The following is a 24,027-nucleotide window of genomic DNA, read 5'->3' on the forward strand; positions in this document are numbered from 1 at the left end:
CCGTGCATCCCCTGCACGCACCGGCCGGTGTGGTCCAAGGCATGGGGAGAGAACAACAAGTCGAGACCGTTCATGTCGAATCACTCCTACTTCGCCCCCCACGGTGGGCACCCGGCTCAAACCGAGCTGCTGACTGACCGTGCCATGTTCACCGAAGCCTATGCCGTAATCCCCAAAGGCGTGATGCGTGACATCGTCACCAGCCACCTGCCGTTCTGGGACAAGATGCGCATGTGGGTCATCGCCCGCCCGCTGACCGGCTTTGCCGAAACCTTCTCCCAGTACATCGTTGAAGTGGCCCCGGAAGGCGGCAGCGAGCGCCCAGAACTGGACCCCAACGCTGAAGCGGTAGTGTTCGTCGTCGAAGGCGAACTCGACATCACCCTGGAAGGCAAGCACCACACCCTGAGCCAGGGTGGCTACGCGTTCATTGCCCCAGGCGCTGAATGGAGCCTGCGCAACCACAGCAAGGCCAATACCACCTTCCACTGGTTGCGCAAGCACTACCAGAAGGTTGATGGCCTGGATGCTCCGGAGTCCTTCGTCACCCATCGGGACAATGCCACCGTCATCGAGATGCCGGGCACCGAAGGCCGCTGGGTCACCACGCGCTTCGTCGACATGGCCGACATGCGTCACGACATGCACGTCAACATCGTGACCTTCCAGCCTGGCGGCGTGATTCCGTTTGCCGAAACCCACGTCATGGAACACGGCCTGTACGTACTGGAAGGCAAGGCGGTCTACCGCCTGAACCAGGACTGGGTCGAAGTGGAAGCCGGCGACTTCATGTGGCTGCGCGCCTTCTGCCCGCAAGCCTGCTATGCCGGCGGCCCAGGCAAGTTCAGCTACCTTTTGTACAAGGATGTGAACCGCCACGTGCACCTGACGCTCAACCCACAGCGTTGAGTTCTGGTTGATGCACCAAAGCCCGCCAACTGGCGGGCTTTGTGTTTGGCGCACATACTCAAGGCCCTACCCACCACGCAGTGCGCGCCATGAACCGTAGCTTCCTGCTTGCCGCCCTGCTGCTGTGCACCTGCGCACAGGCCGCCGATGACTGGAACCTGGCCTACGACCGTGAAGGCATCCGGGTGTACCTGCGCGGGGTCGCCGACTCTCCTTATCAACAGTTCCGGGGTGTCAGCACCATCAAGGCCAGTGTGAACACCCTCATCGATATGCAGGAGAATCTGCGCGTGGCCTGTAAATGGCTGTATGCCTGCGACCAGATGCGCCTGCTGGAGGTCGACGGTGACAGCACCTGGGTGTACTTGACCACTAATCTGCCGTGGCCAACCCTGCCGCGGGACATCATCCTCAAGGTCACTACCGAACGGTTGGACGATGGCACCCTGGTACGGCACCTGAGCGCTGAACCAAAAAAACTGCCCGAAACGCCAGGGTTGATCCGCGTGCAGCACCTCAGTGGCGAATGGATCATGAAACCACTGGGTGCTCGTATGACCGAAGTGACCTACCAACTGGAGGCCGACCCGGCCGGCGATGTGCCTGGGTGGTTGGCCAACCGCTTTGTGGTGGATGCCCCTTTGGTGACGCTGCGAACGCTGAGGGCCGTAGCAGAGCGACAGCCGTGACGCTACAGCTTGGCTGAGCATGTGCTCACCACGGCGCTGGGCTACTGCACCACCCCGCAGGCCACACGTGCGCCACCGCCACCGAGCTTCTCAGGGTGGTCGCTGTGGTTGTCACCACCGGCATGCACCATCAGCGCATGCCCGGTGAAGTCCGCAGCCTTCAACCGCGGCGCCAGCACCGGATAGGTGGCCTTGCCGTCAGCGCCGACATACAGCGCCGGCAGGTCACCCCGATGGCCGCTGTCGTCATAGGGGCCTTTGTGCGCGTTGCTCGAGCCAGGGTCCCAGTGGCCACCGGCGGCACCTGCCGGTACCGGCTTACCGTTTTCCTCGGCTGGCCCGCAGGATGGGTTCTGGTGCAGGTGGAAGCCATGCACGCCGGGCGGCAGGTCCTTGAGGTCCGGGGTGAGCAGCGTGCCGTAGGTGTTCTGCTCGATGCTGATGGTACCGATCGACTTGCCGGGGCCGTCCGGCCCGGCCAGCTTGAGCTCTACCGTCTGCGCGGCTTGTGCAAGGCCCGCTGAGGCCAGCAATGCGCTGAAAACCACTGCTTTCATAGTGTGACTCCATGGCTTGGGTTGAGTGAGTGTCGTACCCGCTAACAGGTGGGACTGCACAGGTTGCCAGGCATTCCATCCGGCCACAGAATGAAACACTTGCCTCTGGAGCCCGTTCGCGTGTCCCTCAAAGCCCTGCGCACCCTCGTGACCATCGCCCGCCACGGCACCTTCGCCCGTGCCGCCGACTTGCTCAGCCTCACCCCCTCGGCGGTAAGCCTGCACATAAAGACGCTGGAGGACGAGCTGCAGGTAGCGTTGTTCGACCGCAGCCGCCGCCAGGTGGTGCTGACCGAAGCCGGCCAACTGGCGGTGGCACGCGCCGAAACCATCCTGGCCGCCTACGACGAACTGGCCGATGCTTTGGCCAGCGGCCCAAGGCTGCGCGGCCGCTTGCGCCTGGGGGCCATCCATACGGTACTGGCCCGCCGCCTGCCCAGGGCCCTGGTGTGGATCAAGGCCCACCATCCTGAGTTGCACATCAGCGTGGCTTCGGGCATGTCAGCAGAGTTGGCGCGGCGCATCGAAGACGGCGACCTGGATGCGGCGATCACCACCGAACCGGTGAGCCCTTATCCGCAGAGCCTGGACTACACCCCCCTGTTCGAGGACCGCTTCTGGGCCATCGCCAGCCCCGAGCTAGCGGGCCAGAGCCTGCCACAGCTGCTGGCCAGCCAACCGTTCCTGCGCTTTGACAAACGGGCATGGGCGGGGCGGCAAATCGAACAGGAGCTGCGTCGCCAGCATTTGCAAGTGAGCGAGCAGATGGAACTGGACAGCCAGGAAGCCCTGGCACGCATGGCGGTCATGGGCCTGGGGGTGGCGATCATCCCGATGTCCGACGAAGACCTGCAGCGGCTGCCAGCGGCCACGTGCTTGCCGTTCGGTGAACCGCAGCTCAAACGCCGGGTGGTGCTGCTGGAGCATGAAAAAAGCCAGCGCCGGCATTTGAGTGCGGTACTGAAAACGGCGATGGAGGCGTGACGCCCCGCGTAGGGCGAGATGAGCGTGCATTTTTTCTCAACAGTCACTGAAGAAAACAACGTTTTTAGCCATCAGTCCGCCACGCTAACCTGTGCCCGTACCCGCCGACGGACCGCCCCCATGCTCCACCTCCTGCTGACGACCCTGGTGCCCATCATCCTGCTGATCGCCCTGGGCACCTTGCTGCGCGTGCGCGGCTTTCTCGCTGACAGTTTCTGGCCAGGCGCCGAACGCCTGAGCTACTACGTGCTGCTGCCTTCGCTATTCCTTCACGGGCTGGCCACCGCCAACCTCGACGGCGTACCGGTGCTGGGCATGGTCGGCGTGTTGATGCTCTCGACGGTGCTTGGCGCCCTGCTGCTGGTGCTCTACCAAGGGGCCGTGAACCATGATGGTGCCGACTTCACCTCAGTCTTCCAGGGCGGGGTGCGGTTCAACAACTACATCGGCGCCACCCTGGCGGCAGGTATCTACGGCAGTGCCGGCATCGCCCTGGCGGCGGTGGCCAACGCTGCCATCGTGCCGCTGGTGAACCTGCTCTGCGTGCTGGTGTTCGCCCGCTTCAGTGCGCGTCACAGCTCCCCAGCCACCGTGTTACGGGCCATTTTCGCCAACCCGTTGATCGTCGGTTGCGCAGGCGGGCTGCTGCTGCGGCTGACCGGGCTGGGCCTGCCCGCTGGCCTGGAACCGACGGTGAAAGCGCTGGGCCAGGCCGCGCTACCCCTGGGCCTGCTGTGCGTAGGCGCGGCCCTGGGTGGCGCCCGCCTCGGCCAACAGGTCAAGCCGCTGCTGGCGGCTTCTGCGTTCAAGTTCGTGGTCATGCCCCTGACCACCTGGGGCCTGTGCCGCCTGCTCGGCCTGGGGGGCCAGGCTGCGGTGGTGGCCGTGCTGTTCCAGGCGTTGCCGACGGCGTCTTCATCCTACGTCATGGCTCGGCAGATGGGCGGCAACGCACCGCTGATGGCCACCATCATCGCCCTGCAGACAGTGGCCGCAGCGGTCACCTTACCCTTGGTGTTAATGCTTTCGCTGAATTGATGGCGCTTGGCTAGACTGTGAAGCAGCCCACCCTTCGGAACCCTGACCATGCGCCTGACGTGGATGGTGATCGGCCTGACCTCGGCCCTGCTTGCAGGCCCTTTGAATGCTGCCGACAGCGCCAAGGCCGCAGTTGCCGAAGACAAGGCGCAAGCGCTGGAGGAAAAGGTGGTCGATGACGCGCCACCGCCCAAGAAAACCGAAACATTGACCCCCGGCGAGGTGAAGGCTGTGGATCCGGCCGGCCAGGCTCCGATGGACGACAGTATCACCTGCCTGGCCCGTACCATCTATTGGGAGGCCAAGGGCGCCGATGACAAGGACATGAGCGCGGTGGCCAGTGTGGTGATCAACCGGCTGGGCCACGACGGTTTCCCCGATACCATCTGCGGGGTGGTGAAGCAGGGTGTGGAAAGCAAATCCTGCCAGTTTTCCTGGTGGTGTGACGGGCGTCCGGACCAGGTCGAGGAAGCGCAGCGTTACGATATCGCCAAGGAGATCGCGCGCCGGGCACTCAACCAGCAGCTCAAGGACACCACCGGTGGTGCGCTCTACTTCCATGACCGCAACGTTCACCCACAGTGGGCCAAGGCCTACCGCAAGACGGCCGAGACCCGGCACTTTCTGTTCTACAAGCCAAACCCGGCCCTGGCCCGCTGAAGCCTTGTGCGATCCGCGACGGGCTGCGGCCGAGCCGCCGCTGGCTGGCTGTCCCGGGCACGCCATCGCACTTTCCCGTTGACCCGTGGTCTACTCCCTCTTTTGCCGCTTGCAACCCATTGCCGGCGTTTATTTTGCTTTGCACGATACCGGGCCAAAAGCCTTGGGCTTGTGTAGGATGAGCAGCGCATACCAAGACGCTGCCAGTCACAGGGAGATCCACATGCGCGTCCTGTCATCCGTTGCCGCCTTGTCGCTGGGTCTGGTCATCTCGACCGGGAGCCTGGCTGCCACCGGCGAAGAGGCGCAGCTGATCGAGTCGATCAATGCCTACCGCAGCAAGGCCCAGCCCTGCGGCGGCGAGGCATCGCTGGAACTGCCACCGCTCAACAGCGACACCCGGCTGGCGCTGTCGCCGGAAGGTACCCGCGACCTGCAGCAAGCCATGACCCGCGCCGCCTACCCCATGGTCAATGTCCAGGCCATCAGCCTGTCGGGCCCGCGCGATGCCAGCGCCGCCATGCATGCCATAGAAGAGAGCTTCTGCCAGGTGGTGCTCGACCCGCAATTCGTCGACATCGGTGTCAGCCAGGAGGGCCGCGACTGGCGTATCGTGCTTGCCCGGCCATTGCTCAGTGGGCGCTTGGGCGATTGGCAGGCCGAGGGGCAAAAAGTCCTGCAGGCAATCAACACCGCGCGCAAGGCGCCGCGCCAATGCGGCGGCCAGCCCTTCGCTGCGGCCCCTGCACTGAGCTGGAGCACTGCCCTGGCGGGCGTGGCAGCCAACCATACGCGGGCCATGGCCAACCAGAACTTCTTTGACCATATCGACCGCGACGGACGTACCCCGGGGGACCGGGCCGAGCTGGCCGGCTACCTGTACCAGCAGATTGGCGAAAACATTGCAGCCGGGCGCGACACGGCACAGAAGGTGGTGGACGGCTGGCTGGCCAGCCCAGGGCATTGCGCCACGCTGATGAACCCGGACTTTCGTGAGATGGGCGCGGCCTATGCCGTGGACCCCAAGAGCGATGCAGGTATCTACTGGACGGGGTTGTTCGGGACGCCACAGTAAACAGGTCCCTTGAAGTGGGGTCGCCTCCTGGCAGGCAGGGTCAGCTGTCGCTGAACCCCGCCCGCAACTGCAGCGCCGTGCACCCATAACGCCGGCGCACGCACTTACCCAGATGACTCGCGTCCACCAACCCCACCTCGTCGGCAATCTGCGCCAGGCTGTGGCTGGAGTTGCGCAAGCGCCAGCGCGCCTGCTGCAGGCGCATTTCCAACCACCAGGCTTTGGCGCTCATGCCATGGCTGCCCTGGAACTGGCGGTCCAGTTGACGCCGGCTGATGCCCAGTTGTGCTGCCAACTGCTCGAGGGTGAGCGCTGTGCCCAAATGGTGACGCATCAGCGCCAAGGCACGCTGCACCTGGCGCCCCTGCCCTGGCCCGGCCTCCAGCGAACGCAAGGCATGGCGGCTGTCGCGCGACTCGTCCACCAGCATGTCGGCCAGGCCCTTGAGCGCGCGGGCCCGCCCGCAAGCGTGTGACAGCAGCTCTACCGCAAGGTCGATGGCAGCCGTGCCGCCGGCGCAGGTGATACGGGCACCATCGATGCAATACAACTGCTCGCGGAGCACCTGCAGGTGTGGAAAGGACGCGCGAAACTCGGCCTCGTGACGCCAGTGCACCACCACCGGGTGGCCGTCGAGCAGACCGCACGCCGCCAGCAGAAAGGCGGCGTTGTCGATGCCCACCAGTTTCACCCCTGCCCTGGCCGCGCGCCTGAGCAGCCGCTGGTAACGGGGCGCCAAGGCTGCGGTGGCTTCGGCATTACGGCCGCCGAACAACACCAGGTAGTCGTAATCGGCCAATGACGGTTCGCCGATGGCCTGGACCTGGATCACGGCACCGCTGCTGGACACAACGGGCTCGCCGGCCAGGCCGCCCAGGGTCCAACTGCAGTAGCGCTGGCGGCTGTAATCTTCGTCGTCAGCACTGAAACGCAGCTTGTCGAGGAAAGCGCCAAAGGGCAGTAAAGCGAAATCGGGCAAAGGCATGATCAGCAGGCGGATATCGGGAGGCATGGAAATGTCCAAAAAGCACCATTGGATGTCCATAACATACCCTGCACTATGGCTGCTGTCCCTTAGACTGGCCACTTCGAAAAACCAAGGTTTGCACCATGGCGCTGAATACCTGGCTCATCTATCTGCTGGCGAGCATTGGCCTGTCCCTCACGCCAGGCCCGAACAGCCTGCTGGCCCTGACCCATGGCGCAGTGTATGGCGCACGCCGCACGCTGTTCACGATCGTCGGCGGAGTATTCGGCTTCAGCGCACTGATCGCGCTGGCCATGTTTGGCCTCACGGCCTTGCTACAGGCCTCGGCATCGCTGCTCAGCATACTCAAATGGGTAGGCGGGGCTTACCTGGTCTGGCTGGGGGTGCAGCTGTGGCGCAGCCCGGCGCTGCACCTGGACGTCCCCGCAGGGGCTGCGCGCCTGAGCAATGCCGGCCTGTTTCGCCAGGGCCTGCTGTCGGCCATGGCCAACCCCAAGGTGCTGCTGTTCTATGGCGCATTCCTGCCGCAATTCATCGATCCGCAGCGCGGGCTGTTCATCCAGTTCGTGATCATGGCGGCCACCTTTGCCAGTGTCGAGTTCGTGGTGGAATACCTGCTGGCGCGCCTGGCATTTCGTATACGGCCGTGGCTCGCCAAGGGCGGCAAAGGTTTCAACCGGTGCTGCGGGAGCCTGTTCGCTGTTATTGGCATAGCGTTGCCGCTGGGGCGCTAGCGCGCTCAGCCACGCAGCGAACCCAGGGGACAGCAGCTCACGGCAGCTATAAGACAAATGTCTAACGCGCTAGGTGCCAACCGGGAAAATGCTTTTAATACCCGCGCCTTTGCCTGCATGTTCTAGGCTTTTAGCGACATTCTGGCAAGTTCAACCCTGCGACAATCGGCCCCACAAAATTATGTACTAACTTGTTAATTAGCTTGCTAAGGGCTTAAACTGCACGCATTCCACCTGCTGAGATCCCTGGCATGAACGAAATACCACGCACCTCGCGTGCCACACACTTCATCCTGGTCGGCTTGGGCGTGATCGTCGCCCTGCTCGGCCTCCTCCTGGCTGCTGGCGGCGTCAAGCTGGCTGGCCTGGGCGGTTCCTGGTACTTCCTGATCGGCGGACTGGCCATGGCCATCGCCGGCGTCTTGATTGCTCGTCGCAAGCGGGCCGGCGCGTGGTTGTATGCAGCCTTCCTGGTCGGCACCGCCATCTGGGCACTGATCGATGCGGGGCTGGTGTTCTGGCCGCTGTTCTCGCGCTTGTTCATGTTCGGTGCAATCGGCATGGTGGTAGCGCTGGTGTACCCGCTGCTGACGCGTGCCAATGGCGCCAGCACAGGCCGCGGCGCCTATGGCATCGCCGGCGTACTGGCCGTGGTACTGGCCATCGCCGCCGGCAACATGTTCGTCGCCCACCCCAGTGTCGCGCCGACCGGTAAAGGCCCAGGCATGACCCCGGTGGAACCCGGCAAGGAGCAGAAGGACTGGGCTCACTACGGCAACACTGAAGGTGGCAGCCGCTTTGCGGCCCTGGACCAGATCAACCGCACCAACGTCGACAAGCTCAAGGTCGCCTGGACCTACCACACCGGTGACGTGGCGCTCAGCGATGGCAATGGCGCCGAAGACCAGCTGACACCCCTGCAGGTCGGCAACAAGGTGTTCATCTGCACCCCGCATAACAACCTGATCGCCCTCGATGCCGACACCGGCAAGGAACTGTGGAAAAACCCGATCAACGCCCAGTCCAAAGTCTGGCAGCGTTGCCGTGGCATGGCTTACTTCGACGCAACCGCGCCGATCGCCCAGCCCACCCAGCCCAACAGCTCCCCGATCACCGTCGGCAGCGTACCGGCCGGCGCCAATTGCCAGCGTCGCCTGCTGACCAACACCATCGATGGCCGCCTGATCGCAGTTGATGCCGACACGGGCGAGTTTTGCCAGGGCTTCGGCAACAATGGCCAGGTCGACCTCATGGCCGGCCTGGGTGATGTACCGGACTCCTACTACCAGTTGTCCTCCGCGCCGCTGATGGCCGGTACCACCGTGGTGGTCGGCGGCCGTGTCGCCGACAACGTCCAGACCGACATGCCAGGGGGTGTGATCCGTGGTTTCGACGTGATCACCGGGGCCATGCGCTGGGCCTTCGACCCAGGCAACCCACAAGACCGAAATGCGCCAGCCGACGGCAGTACCTATGTGCGCAGTACCCCGAACAGCTGGGCACCCATGTCCTACGACCCGGCGATGAACACCGTATTCCTGCCGATGGGCTCGTCGTCCACGGACATCTATGGCGTTGAACGCAACACGCTCGACCACACTTACGGCGCTTCCGTCCTGGCCCTGGACGCCACTACCGGTAACGAGAAGTGGGTGTTTCAGACCGTGCACAACGACCTCTGGGACTTCGACCTGCCGATGCAACCAAGCCTGATCGACTTCACCAAGGATGACGGCAAGACAGTACCTGCGGTAGTGATCGGCACCAAGGCCGGGCAGATCTACGTCCTCGACCGTGCTACCGGCAAACCGCTGACCCAGGTCGACGAAGTACCGGTCAAGCCAAGCAACATCCCCAACGAGCCGTATGCCCCAACCCAGCCGAAATCGGTCGGTATGCCACAGATTGGCGCGCAGACCCTGACCGAGTCGGACATGTGGGGCGCAACCCCATACGACCAACTGCTGTGCCGTATCGACTTCAAGAAGATGCGCTACGACGGCCTGTACACCGCGCCGGGCACCGACCTGTCGCTGAGCTTCCCGGGCTCGCTGGGCGGCATGAACTGGGGCAGCCTGTCTACCGACCCGGTACACGGTTTCATCTTCGTCAACGACATGCGCCTGGGCCTGTGGATTCAAATGATCCCTTCGCAGAACCAGGGCCAGGCAGCCTCCGGTGGTGAAGCGCTGAACACCGGTATGGGCGCCGTCCCGCTCAAGGGCACGCCATACGCGGTGAACAAGAACCGCTTCCTGTCGGTCGCCGGCATCCCGTGCCAGGCGCCACCGTTCGGCACCCTGACCGCCATCGACATGAAGACCCGTCAGGTGGCCTGGCAGGTACCGGTCGGCACCGTCGAAGACACCGGCCCCCTTGGCATCCGCATGCACCTGCCAATCAAGATCGGCCTGCCGACCCTTGGCGGTACCTTGTCGACCCAGGGCGGCCTGGTCTTCATCGCCGGCACCCAGGACTTCTATCTGCGCGCCTACGACAGCAGCAACGGCAACGAGGTCTGGAAGGCCCGCCTGCCGGTGGGTAGCCAGGGCGGCCCAATGACCTACGTTTCACCCAAGACCGGCAAGCAGTACGTGGTAATCACCGCGGGCGGTGCCCGCCAGTCGACAGACCGTGGCGACTACGTGATTTCCTACGCCCTGCCCTGAACCGAGCCGTTCTTTACGCGGGCTGGCCCGCACTCACAGGTCATGCAGCGCTTGGACAGGCTGCACCCGCTGTGGGCGCGGGCCTGGCCGGTGATTGCACCGCCCCCAAACACCCAGATTTACCAGGAAAGCCCTCGCAATGCGCTACACACCCACTGCCCTGTTCCTCGTCCTGGCCAGTACCACTGCCCTGGCCGATGGCGACCTCATGTCCCGCAGCACCCTGACCGGCGACTGGGGTGGCCTGCGCCACCAGCTCGAAGACGACGGCATCAAGTTCACCGGCGACTACAGCGGTGAAACCGCCTACAACGCCCACGGTGGCCTGCACCGCTCGGCCCGCTACTCGCAGAACCTCAAGCTGGGTGTGCAGTTCGATCTGTCGAAGCTGTACGGCCTAAACAACGGTGGCAAAGTCCAGCTCACCCTCAACGACCGCCGCGGCAACAGCGCCTCGGAAGACCTGGTGGGCAACCGCCTGCCCATCCAGGAAAACTACGGCGGCCTGTACACCCGCCTGACCGAGCTGAGCTACGAGCGCACACTGTTTACCCCAGCGCTCAACGTCAAGATCGGCTACATGGCCATGGGCAACGACCTCGGCGGCCTGGACAGCGGCATCCTGTGCAACTTCATGAACGCCGGCTTCTGTGGCCACCCACTGAACATGTCCGGGGGCAGTGGCTGGACCAATTACCCCAACGCTCACCTGGGTGCCCGCGTGAAGTACGACCTGTCACCGTCCTGGCAGCTACGCGTGGCAGCGTTCAACGTCGACCCGTCGAGCAACGGCAATTCAAGCCGCGCCTGGCACCTGGGGCCCAAGCACACCACCGGGACCGTTGTGCCCGTGGAGCTGGTGTACAAGCTGCAAGGTGAACTGCCGGGCGAATACAAGCTGGGCTACTACTACGACAGCTCCGACGTGAAACGCATCGGCAGCGACAAGGAGGTGTCTGGCCGTGGCGGCCATTACCTGCTGATCGACCAGGCGGTATGGGCCGATGAACGCTCGCCGGGGCGCAGCCTGCATGCGTTCGGTCAGTACTCAGCGTCGAGCAAGGCAGCCTCGCCTTTCACCAAGTGGTACGGTGCCGGCGTGGTGCTGTACAAACCGTTCGAAGGCCGCCCTCGCGATACCGTGGCGCTGGGCTATGGCCGCGCCGTGGCGAACCCGCGCAGCCGCGACGTGCTGGAAGACGCAGCCTTCGATGCCGGGCAGCCGTTCCCGGATATCGACAGCGCCGAGCAGTTGATCGAGCTGAGCTATGGCTACCAGGCCACGCCCTGGCTGAACCTGCGCCCAGATGTGCAGTACATCATCGAGCCGGGCGCATTCTCCGGGAAGGCCATCGACAACGCGCTGGTGGTGGGGCTGCAGGTCAAGGCGACCTTCTAAGCTTGAGGGCCGCCTGGCGGCCCGTTCGCGGGGGCGGTTTGCCCCGCGACGCAGCCAACGCAATCAACCTTGCCGCAGGTAATCCACCAGCCGCAATAGCATCGCGTCACACCCCTGCAACTGCTCGACACTGACGAATTCATCCGGCTTATGGCCCTGCTCCATGCTCCCAGGCCCACAGACCACGGTGGGAATACCCGCCTGATCGAACAACCCGCCTTCGGTACCAAACGCTACGGTGCCGAACGCATTCGAACCACTGAGCAAGGCCACCAGACGTGCAGCCTCGCTGTCGGCCGGCGTGGCCAACCCAGGGTAGGCGCTCAGGGGCTGCAGGCGAATCGCACTGGCGGCGTTGACCTTGCGCATGCGGGGCAGCAACTCGGCTTCGGCATAGGCCTGCAACTGATCGGCCACCGACTGCGCCTCGAAGCCTGGTAACGCCCGCACCTCGAAGTCGAACGCACACTCCTCGGGCACAATGTTCAACGCCCTGCCGCCCTTGATCACCCCCGTCTGCACGGTGGAGAACGGCGGGTCGAAGCGCTCGTCATGGCGTTCAGGCAAGGCCAGGGCATCACCGATCTCGCCCAACTTGCCGATCAGCCGGGCGGCATACTCAATGGCATTGACCCCATACGGCGCATACGCCGAGTGGCAAGCCGCGCCGTGCACCTCGCAGCGCATCGCCAACTTACCCTTGTGGCCCAGTACCGGCTTGAGCTCTGTGGGCTCGCCAATCAGGCACAAACGTGGCTTGTGCGGGCGCTGCTCGAGCGCCGCCAGCATCGAGCGCACGCCCAGGCAGCCGACCTCTTCGTCATAGGAAAACGCCAAGTGCACCGGGATCCGCAACGGCTGCGCTAGAAACGCCGGTACGGCCGCCAGCACGGAGGCGATGAACCCCTTCATGTCCGCCGTGCCACGGCCATACAGACGCCCGTCACGCTCACTCAGGGCAAAGGGTGGGACCGTCCAGGCCTGGCCGTCCACCGGCACCACGTCGGTGTGCCCGGAGAGCACCACGCCGCCCATACCTGACGGCCCGATGGTGGCGAACAGATTCGCCTTGGTGCCTTCTGGGTTATGGAACAGCTCGCAGTCCACGCCCAGCCCGGCCAGGTAATCACGAATGAAGCCGATCAGTTGCAGGTTGGAGTCGCGGCTGACCGTGGCAAACCCGATCAGTTGCGCCAGCACGTCGCGGCTGCTGAACTCACTCATCCCCCGGCACCCCATAGCTGGGCGCCGTGGTGGGGTCCAGGGCGCGGGTGACGTAATCCTGCATCTGCGGGCGATATGCCTGCCACAAGCCATCGAGTACGCCGATCGGGTCTTCGTCGGCCCAGTCCACGCGCAGGTCCACCAGTGGCCAGGTCAGCTCGCCAGCGATCTTCAGCGCCGCCGAGTGCACCGGCCCCGCCTCACCGCCTGCTGCCATCGCCGCGTGCATGGCGGCCAGCAAGCGGTCGGCCAGGTGCCCACCCGACTGCTCGAAGGCGTGCACCATGGCCTCGATTACCTGCACCGAGGACAGCAGGTTGCCCGCTGCCGCGCACTGTTCGCCGGCCACCGCGTTATGCACGCCCAGTGCCTCCTTGCCGGTAAACAGCGCCACCTGGCCGTTGCTGTCGATCACCGTGACCTGGCGGTACTCGCTCCAGCCATTGGCACTGAGCACCCGGTCCAGCGCCGCGGCAGGTGGCATCTGGCCCTGCTCCAGGGCATCGAGGATCTGTGGCCCGAGGGCGGGCAAGGTGATGTTCTGGGTGGACACGGCGCCGACGCCTGCACGTACCCACGGACAGCGAGCGCCCACAGCGATGCTCGAGGAGCTGATGGCGATACCGACCTGGCCGGTTTCCTGGCAGCGACCGATGATGGAGAAGGTCATGGGGAGGTTCCTGTTGTTCTGTACGGTTGCTGGCATTCTGGACAGAACCCTTTAGTGCGCGAAACCACCTTTTTCCTGTGCCTTGAGCAGGAAAAAACTAAGGCCGCGACGCGCCCCTGAAAATCCTCCCGAACCGCCCCCACATTACGCCGCAAGCCTTTGATCACAGGGCCTTCGCCGTTTTATCGGCAAGTACTAGTTAAATACTAATTTCGCGATTTCCGGTGCATCCCTAGTCTGGCCCCAGGTAACGGCGGTCCTCCAAACCGACCTGACAAAAACCGCCTGAACAAGGGCTCGGACATGACACTGAACAACATCGAAATCGACACCCTCGTCGTCGGCGCCGGCCAGGCCGGCGTGGCCATGAGCGAACACCTGAGCAAGCTCGGGGTACCGCACCTGGTACTGGAACGCAAACGTATCGCTGAAGCCTGGCGCACGGGCCGCTGGGACTCGCTGGTTGCCAACGGCCCGGTCTGGCATGACCGCTTCCCAGGCCTGGAATTCAACCTCGACGCCGACGCCTTCGCCGGCAAGGACCAGGTTGCCGACTACTTCGAGCAGTACGTACGCAAGTACAACTTGCCGGTGCGCACGGGCATCGAAGTGAAGCGCGTGGTGCGCAACGCCGACCGCCCAGGCTTCACCATCGAAACCAACGAAGGCGTGATCCGCGCCAACCGTGTGGTCGCCGCCACCGGCCCGTTCCAGCGCCCGGTGATCCCGGCCATCGCGCCCAAAGACGCCCACCTGCACCAGATCCACTCGGCGGCCTACTACAACCCCGAGCAGTTGCCCGAAGGCGCCGTGCTGGTGGTCGGTGCCGGCTCGTCGGGCGTGCAGATCGCCGAAGAACTGATGCGCGCCGGCCGTCAGGTTTACCTCTCGGTCGGCGCCCATGACCGCCCGCCACGTGTCTATCGCAACCGTGACTTCTGCTGGTGGCTGGGCGTGCTGGGCGAATGGGACGCGGAAATTGCCAAGCCCGGGCGGGAACACGTGACCATCGCCGTCAGTGGTGCCCGTGGTGGCCACACCGTGGACTTCCGCGCCCTCGCCCACCAGGGCATGACCCTGGTCGGCCTGACCCAGTCATTCGAAAACGGCGTGGCACGCTTCCAGGACAACCTGGCCGAAAACATCCAGCGTGGCGATGAAAACTACCTGGCCCTGCTCGATGCGGCCGATGCCTACATCGAACGCAACGGCCTGGACCTGCCGCAAGAGCCCGAGGCACGCAAGCGCCTGCCGGACCCGGCGTGTGTCAGCAACCCGCTGCGCCAACTGGACTTGGCCCAGGCAGGCGTGACCAGCATCATCTGGGCCACTGGCTACGGCGTGGACTTCAGCTGGCTGCAGGTCGACACCTTCGACGCCAACGGCAAACCCCAGCACCAGCGCGGCGTATCCCGTGAACCGGGCGTTTACTTCCTCGGCCTGCCCTGGTTGTCGCGCCGTGGTTCGTCGTTCATCTGGGGGGTATGGCACGACGCCAAACACGTCGCCGGCCACATCGCCACCCAGCGCACCTACCTGGCTTACCGCGATCGCGAACAGCGCGAAGCGGATGAGCAGCAAGCCCACTCGATCAGCAACGTCAGCACCCTCGGAGCCCACTGATGCCTACTCATACCCGCATCCGCATGTTCAACACCAAGGAAACCTACCCTAACCAGACCCTGGACAACGACCTGTGCCAGGCGGTGCGTGCCGGCAACACCATTTACGTGCGCGGCCAGGTCGGGACTGACTTCGAGGGCCGCCTGGTTGGCCTGGGCGACCCAAGGGCGCAGGCCGAGCAAGCGATGAAGAACGTCAAGCAACTGCTTGAAGAGGCCGGCTCCGACCTGTCGCACATCGTCAAGACCACCACCTACATCACTGACCCTCGCTTCCGTGAACCGGTGTACAAGGAAGTGGGCAAGTGGCTCAAGGGTGTCTACCCGATCTCCACCGGCCTGGTGGTGGCAGGCCTGGCTCAGCCCGAGTGGCTGATGGAAATCGACGTGATTGCAGTAGTCCCGGATCAGCAGTGATTCAGTGAAACGAACTGGGGCCGCACATGCGGCCCCAATCGATTCATAGCCTGGCCAACTCTTCCCGGCAAAAGTCCACGAACAACTGCGCCGGCTTGGTCAGTTGCACCCGCTTGAGCCGCGCCGCCGCCAGCCCCGACAATGCCACCGGTTCGGCGATGTCCACCGTCACCAGCCGCTGCCCGTCATACGTGCACTCCGAATGCGGCCGGGTCACCAGCAGCGAAAAGCCAAAGCCCTGGCCCACCATCCCGCGCACCATCTCGATCGACGGCGAACTGAAGACAATGTTCGGCGTCAGCCCCATCTCGTTGAACAGGCTGACGAAGTACGTGCGGCTGGGCGCGACGTCCAGCAGGATCATCGGCTCCGGGCACAGATCACGCAGCGACACCTGCGCCTGGCCAGCGAAGCGATGCTTTTCCGGGAGCAATACATAGGGCTTCTGCGGCGGCATCAAGGGTTCGGCTTCGATGGTACCGTCAAGGTCGTGGTCGTACAGAAACGCCAGGTCGAACGTACCGGCCGTCAAGCCCTGGATCAGGTCCTGCTGTTCCCCGTCGCGCAGGCGAATGTCCACCCCTGGGTAGCGCTCGCGAAAACCGGCGATCAGGCGTGGCAGGTACAGCGGTGCCACTGTCTCGAAGCACCCGATGTCGATCTGCCCGGCGACGGTGTCGTTGTCGGCCAGTGCGTTCTGCTCGAACTCGTGGGCCATCTGCAACAGCGACTTGGTCTTGGCGTAGAAACGCTTGCCGCTGGGGGTCAGCGACACGCCCTGGGCATGGTGGCGAATGAACAGCTGCACACCGAAGCTCTCCTCCAGGCTCTTGATCGCCGTGGAGATCGACGGCTGGGCGATGTACAGCTGCCGCGAGGCCTCGGCAACGCTGCCGGCCTCGACGGTGGTGACGAAGTACTTGAGTTGTCGCAAGGTATAGGAAGCCACAGGCACCTCTCTGGCGCCAGTCAGACGCCTTTGGAATTATCCTGCCACTTTACCTTGGCGCCGCACATGCAGGCTGCCGGGTGATAAAGGATTTGCCTAAGGCTTGAGCATATTTTTGCGCGGCCCGCTCAGGCGCCGATGAAGTTCACCCCTCGCGCCCCCGCAATGCCTGGGCCACAGGCGTAGCCAGCTGGTGAATCAGGGCCAGAGCGTCTTTACTGAACACTAACGACCCGCAGGAACGGTGTGCGCCTATGAAGATCGTTGTCACCAGCATCCTCGTCGACGACCAGGCCAAGGCCCTGGCTTTCTACCATTACGTGCTCGGCTTCGAGCCCAAGGACGATATCCCCTTGGGCCAGCATCGCTGGCTCACCCTCACCTCGCCCAACGACCCCAACGGTGTGCAACTGATACTGGAACCCGATGCGCACCCCGCGGCCAAGACCTACAAGGCAGCCCTTAAGCAGGACGGCATTGCGGTGACGTCTTTCGGCGTGCGCGACATTCACGCTGAATACACGCGGCTGTGCAAGGCCGGGGTAACCTTCACCAAGCCGCCCACCGACATCGGGCCAGCCACCATCGCGGTGTTCGACGATACCTGCGGCAACCTGATCCAGCTCGCCCAGAAGCATTGAGCAAGACCTGTGGCAGGCCAGGTATGCATTCGCTACATTGGCTGCTGTTCCCCGTGCGCTACAACAAGGAAAACCAATGCGCCACGAATTCAGCGAAGTGCTCAACGACCTGATCGACTATTTCCTGGTCGGCGACATCCAGTTGCTTGATCGCTTCAAGCATGACCACCAGTTGCCTGACGACTTGGCTAGCGCATTTACCCGCACCGACATCGGCGACCAGGCAGTGCGTGAGGGCATCGTTATTCCCTTGGCCGGGGTCGACAACCTGCCCTATCACATCCTCTTCACCCTCGATGGCCATCCGCCGGCCTTGCTCGAGCCAGGCAGCCGCCTCAAGCACCGGCGCAGCGGCTATGTGCTGCAGGTCGAGCATGGTGCAGTCATGCTCTATACCTGGCGCATCCTGCAGCACTTCACCAACAAGACGCTGGGCGACCTGCTGGCCCGCTACCAGGTGCCAGGGCGGCCCATCATCGAGCTGGACAACGGCTGGTATGACGTCGAGGTATTGGCCGGCGCATTGGTGCGCGACGGGTTGTACGAGCCAGCGTTCGAGTTCGTACTGACCAGGCGCTGGAGCCGAGGTGAGGCCAGCGAAGTGGATATCAGCTACCCGTTCACCCTGCGTGGGTACTTCGACTGATCGTCCTGGCAGTACCGGCGCTCATGCCGGTACTGCCGGCCTCGGGCTCAGGTGATATCCCGGTCCTTGGTCTCGGGCAGGAAGCAGATGCCCAACACTGCCGTCATCAGTGCAATCACGATCGGGTACCACAACCCATAGTAGATATCCCCGGTCGCCGCCACCATGGCAAACGCCACGGTCGGCAGGAAGCCGCCGAACCACCCATTGCCGATGTGATACGGCAACGACATCGAGGTGTAACGGATGCGGGCGGGGAACAGCTCAACCAGCCAGGCGGCGATCGGCCCGTAGACCATGGTCACGTAGATCACCAGGATGGTCAGTAGCAACAGCACCATCGGGTAGTGGATTTTCGCCGGGTCGGCCTTCTCGGGGTAGCCGGCCTCCTTCAAGGCGCCGCCTAAGGTCGCGGTAAAGGCATCGTTCTGGACCTTGAAGTCCGCTGCCGGCAGGCTGCTGCCGTCAAAGCTTGGCAGCACCCGCTCGCCGATACGGATCTGGGTCAACGTGCCAGGTGCGGCCTTTTCGTTCTCGTACGGGATCGCCCGCTTGGCCAGCAGGCTCTTGGCGATATCACAGGAGCTGGTGAATTTGGCCTTGCCCACCGGGTCGAACTGGAAGGCGCACTGGCCAGGGTCGGCCACCACCACGACCGGGTTCTGCTCCTGGGCGACGAACACGTCAGGGTTGCCGTACTCGGTCAGCGCCTTGAAGATCGGGAAGTAGGTCAGCGCGGCAATGATGCAGCCGGCCATGATGATCTTCTTGCGCCCGATGCGGTCGGACAGGCTGCCGAAGATGATGAAGAACGGCGTGCCGATCAGCAGCGAGCCGGCAATCAGCAGGTTGGCCGTCTGCGGGTCGATCTTCAGTGTCTGCAACAGGAAGAACAGCGCATAGAACTGCCCGGTGTACCACACCACCGCCTGGCCGGCGGTGCCGCCAAGCAACGACATGATCACCACCTTGAGGTTTTCCCAGCGGGCGAACGACTCGGTCAATGGCGCTTTGGAAGACTTGCCCTCCGCCTTCATCCTCATGAACACCGGCGATTCGTTGAGTTGCATGCGGATGTACACCGAGATTGCCAGCAACAGGATCGACAGCAGGAATGGAATGCGCCAGCCCCAGGCCTCGAACGCCTCGGTACCCATTGCCGTCCGGCAGGCCAGGATCACCAGCAGCGACAGGAACAGCCCCAGTGTCGCGGTGGTCTGGATCCAGGCGGTGAAAAAGCCTCGCCGCCCTTTCGGCGCGTGCTCGGCCACGTAGGTCGCCGCGCCGCCGTATTCACCACCCAGGGCCAGCCCCTGCAGCAGGCGCAGGGTGATCAGAATGACCGGCGCCGCCACGCCAATCGTTGTGTAGCTGGGCAGCAGCCCCACCAGCGCCGTGGACAGGCCCATGATGACGATCGTGATCAGAAAGGTGTGCTTGCGCCCGATCATGTCGCCCAGGCGGCCGAACACGATGGCACCGAATGGCCTTACGGCAAAGCCCGCCGCAAAGGCCAGCAGGGCAAAGATGAACGCGGTGGTGTCATTGACGCCGGCAAAGAAATGCTTGGCGATGATCGCCGCCAGCGACCCGTAGAGGTAAAAGTCATACCATTCGAACACGGTGCCCAGGGAGGAAGCAAAGATGACCTTGCGCTCCTCCTTGGTGATGCCCCGTTGGGGCGCGCTACTGCCCGTGGATGCGCTGTCGAGAACCGCCATGGGTTGCCTCCGTCTTGTCGTTTTCGCAGGCCGGAGTACCTCACACCCACTTCACCGTCGCACCCCAGGCCCTAGGGCTTGCATTGGTTGCGCGAAGCACGACGAGACGGGCCGCCTCGGATCGCAGCAAGGTATTTGAAGCATAATCGGCTTTGCGCAGATATCCACCTGCCAGCACGGTGCCCCGCAAAAACCCTCACGGCACCGGCGCAGCAGCCACCGGCCCCTTGAGTTCGACCTGGTTGCCATCAGGGTCGTAGCAATACAGCGAAAGCCCCTCGCCCTCGGCGCCATACCGTTTTTCGGCAGGCTCCACGCTCACGCCTGCCCCTTGCAGGTAGGCCGTCAGCACCTGCTCATCGAAGGGCTCGATGCGCAGGCAGAAGTGATGCAGGTTACGCCCTTCAGCCCCAGGCGCAGCGCCACCCGGGCGCCCCAGTGGCCCCTCAAGGGTCACCAGGTCGATCATTGCCGTGCCCGTCGCCAGATGGACCATGCCCAGGTCCTCGCGCGTTCTACTGACCGTGCAGCCCAACAGGTCGCGGTAGAACGCCACGCTGCGCTGCAGGTCGCTGACCCGCAGGACCAGGTGGTCGATGTGCTTGATGGCGAACGGTCGCATGCCTGTGCTCCTTGAGGCCGTTACCCTGAGGGCGTTCACCACCATAGCCCACCCGCCGACAGGCTGACCACCCCCGCTATTCGTTTACCGAACGCAGCTGCAGGCCGTTCTCGTGGCGGGCGAGAATGCGCAGCACTTGATCGACCAGTGCCCGATCCGGTGCCTCCAGGTGAAAGTGATGCCCCCCGGGGTGCCAGGACACCCGCGCGTGGCTGGGCAAAGCCGCCTCGCGCAGCCCGAAGCCCCCGGCTGCATAGGCCCCCTGCCTGCCGAACATCAGGTACAGCGGGCAGTGGATTTCGCTCAGCAGCTCGCATGCCTCGCGTTCGGTCAAGGGCATGGGCTCGGGCAATACCAGGCGCGGGTCATGCCGCCAGCAGTAGCCTTCCTCCAGGGGCAGCAGGTCGCGCAGGGCCAACAGCCGCGCAGCGGCACCCGAAAGCTCGCCATCCAGGCGCTTGCGGCGCTGTTCCAGCGCGGTTTCGAGGTTGTCGAAGCGGCTGCTTTCGGGCTCGGCAAACCCTTGCAGTTGGCTGCGCCGGACCATGCGCTTGAGCCGATAGGCGCGGGCCAGGTGCTGCACCCGGTCATCTTCGGCCACGGTGAACGGTGCCCCCATGCCGTCGAGAAAAATCATGCTGGCGATACCACTGGTCATGGCAGCCAGCAGCGAGGCAATGCCGCTGCCCATGCCATGGGCCAGCACGTGAAACCGCGCCAGCCCCAGGCTTTCGGCTACCGCGAGCATGTCTTCGGCATGCTCCCAGAGGTAGTAGCCGCTGTCCTGGCGACGGTGCTCGGAGCTCCCGTGGCCTACCAGGTCCGGGGCGACCACGAAGCAGCCGTCGAGCAGCGGCCCCAAGCGGTCGAACGACGCTGCATTGTCGAGCCAACCGTGCAACGCCAACACCGGGATGCCGTCTTCCGGCCCCCAGGTACGTATCGCTATTTCAACACCGTCTAGGTCAAGCAGATGATCCTTGGGACTGCACTGCGAGCGCATCGAAGTTCTCCCTGGCTGAAGCCTGGCGCCATGCCTGCAGTACACCATCGCCCAGCAGGCCGTGCCCTGCTGGCCTCGCACCGACCCACGCATGCACGAGACCGACCCGGGCAACGGCCTTCTGCCACCATCGCCCTGCGGTCACTGCCCTCGCTGGTCCTCGAAGAAGGCCTGCCGGCCATCCACCTGGCTGGAAGCCCGTGGCGCGGCTGCCGCCTCGCCGTTGGCGGCCTCCACATGCCAGTAGCAGTGGCTCACGGCCCGAGTCACGGCCACGTAGGCCAGGCGTTGCACCTCTTCTTTCTGTGCCGTGTCGAACGGCTGCGCATCGCCGGCACGACCCAGGCCGGCCAGGCGATAGACCTGGTTCTTGTACGGGGAACTGGTCACGTAATGGCAATCACCCAACATGAACACGGCATCGGCCTGCAGGCCTTTGGCGCTGTGGTAGGTCAGCTGGCGCAGGCGCCGCTGCTCTGCAGGCAACTGCGCCTCGGCCAGCAACACAGGCCGCAGGTGCTCATCCATCAGCGCCTTGTCGCTGCTCTTGCGGTACAGCATCATCACCGACTCACCACGCTGGTAATGCTCGACCAGGGTCTGGCCCAGGGCCGCTTCATCGCGGTCGAACACCTTGACCGGCACGCCGGGCAACTCGGCCGCGGGGCCTGCCGCGCGGGCCTTCTTGCCGGCAATCGCCGGTGCACCCTTGACCAGGTGCTCGGCGGCATCGATCACCTGTTGCTGGCAGCGGTAGTTGTCGACCAGCATGACTCGGGTATTGGCCGGTGACGGGAACGCCTTGGTGAACTCCATGAAATACGTTGGCGAACTGCCCCGCCAACCATAGATCGATTGCCAATCGTCGCCCACGCACAGCAGCGACGAATGCTGGGCGTTGCGCCCGGTGTGCATGGTCGGCCCACGCCGGCGAATCTCGGCCAGGCTGGCGCGCAGCCAACTGACGATCTGCGGCGAGACGTCCTGGAACTCATCGATCATCAGGTGGGCCAGCGGTCGCAGCAACGGATCAGGCAGCAGTTGCAGGTTTTCTGGGTTGTTCTCGCCGAACAGGGCGAACATGCGGTTGTAGCTCATCACCGGCGGCGACTGGGCCAACAGGTGCGCCTCCAGCGCTTTCCAGTACAAGGCCAGCGCCTCGAAGAACAGGGCGTCGCTGTCACCCGACGGGAAGCTCATCGCCGCCACGGCGCGGTTCACGTCCAGGCCAAGGTTCTCGATGAAGTTGGCGGCGCCGACGAAGGCGTCGAGCAGCGGTGCCGGGGCAAGCTCCCCTTTGACCTTGTATTCGAAGCCGGGGCCGGCCACCGCATCCCCTGCCAGCGACGCCGCCAGGCGCCGCGCCATGCCGTAGTTATCGAGCCAGATCACCGGCTTGTCGCAGAACGCCTGCAACAACGTGCGCTTGACGGCCCATTCGGCGCGTACCGCCAGTTTGGCGCCTGGGCGTTGGTACTGCGCACTTTCCGAAGGGTCAAAGCCGAGCACCACCCACGCACCCAGACCTTCCAGCCGACCATGCACATGGAAGCGGCTGCCACGGATCTCCAGCGTTTCACGGCAGGGCTCGATCCCCTTGATTGGCCACGCGCCAGCCGCGAACCACAAGTCTTCGATCACATCGCACAGTTCTTCGTCACGCTGAGCCGCCAGTTGCGTCACCTGCACACGCTTCTGCACGTCAGGATGGTCCGGATCCAGAGGTTTGAGCTGCAGGGCTTCGCGGCGCAGAAGCGCGACGATTTCGGCAAAGCGAGGGTTGTCGGCCAGCAACCCGCTGTAGCAGAGATTGAGGTGCTGGCGCTGGGCGTCGTTCAGGCGCAGGTCGAACGGGTTGCTTTCAGTGTCCGCTTCGCGGCCAGCCGGCATCTCGTTACCCAGGTTCTCGAACGCACGTACCTGGGCAAAGCCCGGCAAGCTGCGCACCAGCGGTAGGATGCGCGAATGGAAGGTACGCACCAGCTCGCGGGCGCGAGCCGGTTGCAGGTCGAGTTGCCACAGCGCGAAGACCTGCACCAGGCGCTTGATGAAGTCCTTGCGTGACTCCCGGGTGAAGGTGACCACGGTCATCGCATCCAGCTCGTAGCCCAGATAATGACGCAGCAGCAGGATACGCAGCACCAGCGAGGTGGACTTGCCCGCCCCTGCGCCCGCCACCACGCAGGTCGAAGGCGTGTCGCTGAAAATCAGCTTCCACTGTGCCGGGCTGGGTTGGGCCTGGGCAGGAAGGCGCTGGGCGACGTCCGCCTTGAAGCGCTTTTTCAGCTCGGCGCTGAGCGGCAGACGCCAATCATCGAACAGCCTGTCGTCCTGGCCAGGCACGGCGGTACTGTCGGGGCGTGCGTCGCGAATCACCAGCACTTGGCGCCCCGCTTCATAACCTTCAACCCGCCCCCGTTCAAAGCCTTCGCGCAGGCCATCGGCATGGCCGCTACGCTGGCCCGTGGCATGGCCAAGGAACCAGGAGTCGCGGTGCTGCGCCTGCAGATGAGTCAAGCCTCTGCCCAGCAGGCGCGCCGCCAGGCGGCGAAACCAGGGTAACTGGGCAGGCGGGGTCAGGTCGGCGGGGGCCTGGGGTTGCTCGTGGGCCACGGTTACTCCGTTGAAAATCGAATCAGCGGCCATGTTCGCCGCATCGACAAAAAATGGCCAGCGAATGCTTGCAGATCAGCAGATTAGGCGATGAATCGCATAATTCACTTCCCATTATTAAATCGATTTAACCGATCATAATAAGCCGATATTTACGCTTATTTTCGATGTTTCTTTGCCGCATCATGGTGCCATTC

General features: G+C 64.0%; 22 protein-coding genes. 13 read left to right on the plus strand and 9 right to left on the minus strand.

Translation table 11 applies throughout. From position 1 onward, the window contains the following. Window positions 1-72 precede the first annotated feature (72 nt). Entirely contained in the window at window positions 73-909 is an 837-nt protein-coding gene (locus tag APH34_RS02835; protein WP_054899654.1) for a bifunctional allantoicase/(S)-ureidoglycine aminohydrolase, read from the plus strand. Between the two features lie 89 nt (window positions 910-998). Beyond that, on the plus strand, window positions 999-1,598 hold the full coding sequence (locus APH34_RS02840) for an START domain-containing protein (protein WP_054899655.1): 600 nt from the start codon (window positions 999-1,001) through the stop codon (window positions 1,596-1,598). 41 nt (window positions 1,599-1,639) lie between these two features. On the opposite strand, the gene sodC is transcribed toward APH34_RS02840, so the two are convergent. Further along, complete coding sequence (gene sodC, locus APH34_RS02845) at window positions 1,640-2,155, minus strand: superoxide dismutase family protein (protein ID WP_054899656.1); 516 nt, start codon at window positions 2,153-2,155, stop codon at window positions 1,640-1,642. Between the two features lie 120 nt (window positions 2,156-2,275). Here sodC and APH34_RS02850 point away from each other — a divergent pair, with 120 nt between their 5' ends. From APH34_RS02850 to APH34_RS02865, 4 genes are all read left to right on the plus strand, one after another. Further along, entirely contained in the window at window positions 2,276-3,139 is an 864-nt protein-coding gene (locus tag APH34_RS02850) for a LysR family transcriptional regulator (RefSeq protein ID WP_054899657.1), read from the plus strand. A gap of 120 nt (window positions 3,140-3,259) precedes the next feature. Beyond that, a complete protein-coding gene (locus tag APH34_RS02855) occupies window positions 3,260-4,177 on the plus strand; it encodes an AEC family transporter (RefSeq protein ID WP_054899658.1) in 918 nt (305 codons plus the stop codon). Window positions 4,178-4,225: 48 nt separating this feature from the next. Beyond that, a complete protein-coding gene (locus APH34_RS02860) occupies window positions 4,226-4,837 on the plus strand; it encodes a cell wall hydrolase (protein WP_054899659.1) in 612 nt (203 codons plus the stop codon). 223 nt (window positions 4,838-5,060) lie between these two features. Further along, window positions 5,061-5,912 (plus strand): CAP domain-containing protein, encoded by an 852-nt coding sequence (locus tag APH34_RS02865; protein WP_054899660.1) that lies wholly within the window; start codon window positions 5,061-5,063, stop codon window positions 5,910-5,912. Window positions 5,913-5,952: 40 nt separating this feature from the next. Here the strand turns inward: APH34_RS02865 and APH34_RS02870 are convergent, their stop codons facing one another. After that, window positions 5,953-6,924, minus strand: coding sequence for a GlxA family transcriptional regulator (locus tag APH34_RS02870; RefSeq protein ID WP_054899843.1), 972 nt, complete (start codon window positions 6,922-6,924; stop codon window positions 5,953-5,955). Between the two features lie 98 nt (window positions 6,925-7,022). On the opposite strand from APH34_RS02870, the gene APH34_RS02875 reads away from it, so the two are divergent. The 3 genes from APH34_RS02875 (at window position 7,023) to APH34_RS02885 (ending at window position 11,702) form a co-directional block, all read left to right on the plus strand. Further along, window positions 7,023-7,634, plus strand: a complete 612-nt coding sequence (locus tag APH34_RS02875; RefSeq protein ID WP_054899661.1) for a LysE family translocator — start codon at window positions 7,023-7,025, stop codon at window positions 7,632-7,634. A gap of 251 nt (window positions 7,635-7,885) precedes the next feature. Continuing rightward, complete coding sequence (locus tag APH34_RS02880; RefSeq protein WP_054899662.1) at window positions 7,886-10,303, plus strand: glucose/quinate/shikimate family membrane-bound PQQ-dependent dehydrogenase; 2,418 nt, start codon at window positions 7,886-7,888, stop codon at window positions 10,301-10,303. A gap of 139 nt (window positions 10,304-10,442) precedes the next feature. Beyond that, complete coding sequence (locus APH34_RS02885) at window positions 10,443-11,702, plus strand: carbohydrate porin (RefSeq protein WP_054899663.1); 1,260 nt, start codon at window positions 10,443-10,445, stop codon at window positions 11,700-11,702. Window positions 11,703-11,765: 63 nt separating this feature from the next. On the opposite strand, the gene argE is transcribed toward APH34_RS02885, so the two are convergent. Both argE and APH34_RS02895 read right to left on the minus strand, forming a co-directional pair. Continuing rightward, a complete protein-coding gene (argE, locus tag APH34_RS02890) occupies window positions 11,766-12,926 on the minus strand; it encodes an acetylornithine deacetylase (protein WP_054899664.1) in 1,161 nt (386 codons plus the stop codon). After that, a complete protein-coding gene (locus APH34_RS02895; protein ID WP_054899665.1) occupies window positions 12,919-13,596 on the minus strand; it encodes a DUF1028 domain-containing protein in 678 nt (225 codons plus the stop codon). Before APH34_RS02895 ends, argE begins: the two co-directional genes overlap by 8 nt. A 303-nt stretch (window positions 13,597-13,899) precedes the next feature. Between APH34_RS02895 and APH34_RS02900 the strand changes: the two genes are divergently transcribed. Both APH34_RS02900 and APH34_RS02905 read left to right on the plus strand, forming a co-directional pair. Beyond that, window positions 13,900-15,219, plus strand: coding sequence for an NAD(P)/FAD-dependent oxidoreductase (locus APH34_RS02900; RefSeq protein ID WP_054899666.1), 1,320 nt, complete (start codon window positions 13,900-13,902; stop codon window positions 15,217-15,219). Beyond that, window positions 15,219-15,635 (plus strand): RidA family protein, encoded by a 417-nt coding sequence (locus tag APH34_RS02905; RefSeq protein WP_054899667.1) that lies wholly within the window; start codon window positions 15,219-15,221, stop codon window positions 15,633-15,635. The genes APH34_RS02900 and APH34_RS02905 overlap by 1 nt, the downstream gene beginning before the upstream one ends. A 43-nt stretch (window positions 15,636-15,678) precedes the next feature. On the opposite strand, the gene APH34_RS02910 is transcribed toward APH34_RS02905, so the two are convergent. Then, entirely contained in the window at window positions 15,679-16,584 is a 906-nt protein-coding gene (locus APH34_RS02910) for a LysR family transcriptional regulator (RefSeq protein ID WP_054899844.1), read from the minus strand. A gap of 254 nt (window positions 16,585-16,838) precedes the next feature. On the opposite strand from APH34_RS02910, the gene APH34_RS02915 reads away from it, so the two are divergent. Further along, entirely contained in the window at window positions 16,839-17,225 is a 387-nt protein-coding gene (locus tag APH34_RS02915) for a VOC family protein (RefSeq protein ID WP_054899668.1), read from the plus strand. 76 nt (window positions 17,226-17,301) lie between these two features. Beyond that, a complete protein-coding gene (locus APH34_RS02920) occupies window positions 17,302-17,871 on the plus strand; it encodes a hypothetical protein (RefSeq protein ID WP_054899669.1) in 570 nt (189 codons plus the stop codon). Window positions 17,872-17,918: 47 nt separating this feature from the next. Here APH34_RS02920 and APH34_RS02925 read toward each other — a convergent pair whose 3' ends face one another. From APH34_RS02925 to APH34_RS02940, 4 genes are all read right to left on the minus strand, one after another. Beyond that, window positions 17,919-19,592 carry an MFS transporter gene (locus APH34_RS02925; protein WP_054899670.1) on the minus strand — a complete coding sequence of 558 codons (1,674 nt, stop codon included), beginning with the start codon at window positions 19,590-19,592 and terminating at the stop codon, window positions 17,919-17,921. A gap of 196 nt (window positions 19,593-19,788) precedes the next feature. Beyond that, complete coding sequence (locus APH34_RS02930) at window positions 19,789-20,214, minus strand: VOC family protein (RefSeq protein WP_054899671.1); 426 nt, start codon at window positions 20,212-20,214, stop codon at window positions 19,789-19,791. 76 nt (window positions 20,215-20,290) lie between these two features. Then, window positions 20,291-21,217 carry an alpha/beta fold hydrolase gene (locus tag APH34_RS02935; RefSeq protein WP_054899672.1) on the minus strand — a complete coding sequence of 309 codons (927 nt, stop codon included), beginning with the start codon at window positions 21,215-21,217 and terminating at the stop codon, window positions 20,291-20,293. A 141-nt stretch (window positions 21,218-21,358) separates the two neighbouring features. Further along, window positions 21,359-23,863, minus strand: a complete 2,505-nt coding sequence (locus tag APH34_RS02940; protein ID WP_054899673.1) for a UvrD-helicase domain-containing protein — start codon at window positions 23,861-23,863, stop codon at window positions 21,359-21,361. Between the last annotated feature and the right edge of the window lie 164 nt (window positions 23,864-24,027).

It is taken from the genome of Pseudomonas sp. NBRC 111131 (assembly GCF_001320525.1).
In the GTDB taxonomy this organism is placed as follows: Bacteria; Pseudomonadota; Gammaproteobacteria; order Pseudomonadales; family Pseudomonadaceae; genus Aquipseudomonas; species Aquipseudomonas ceruminis.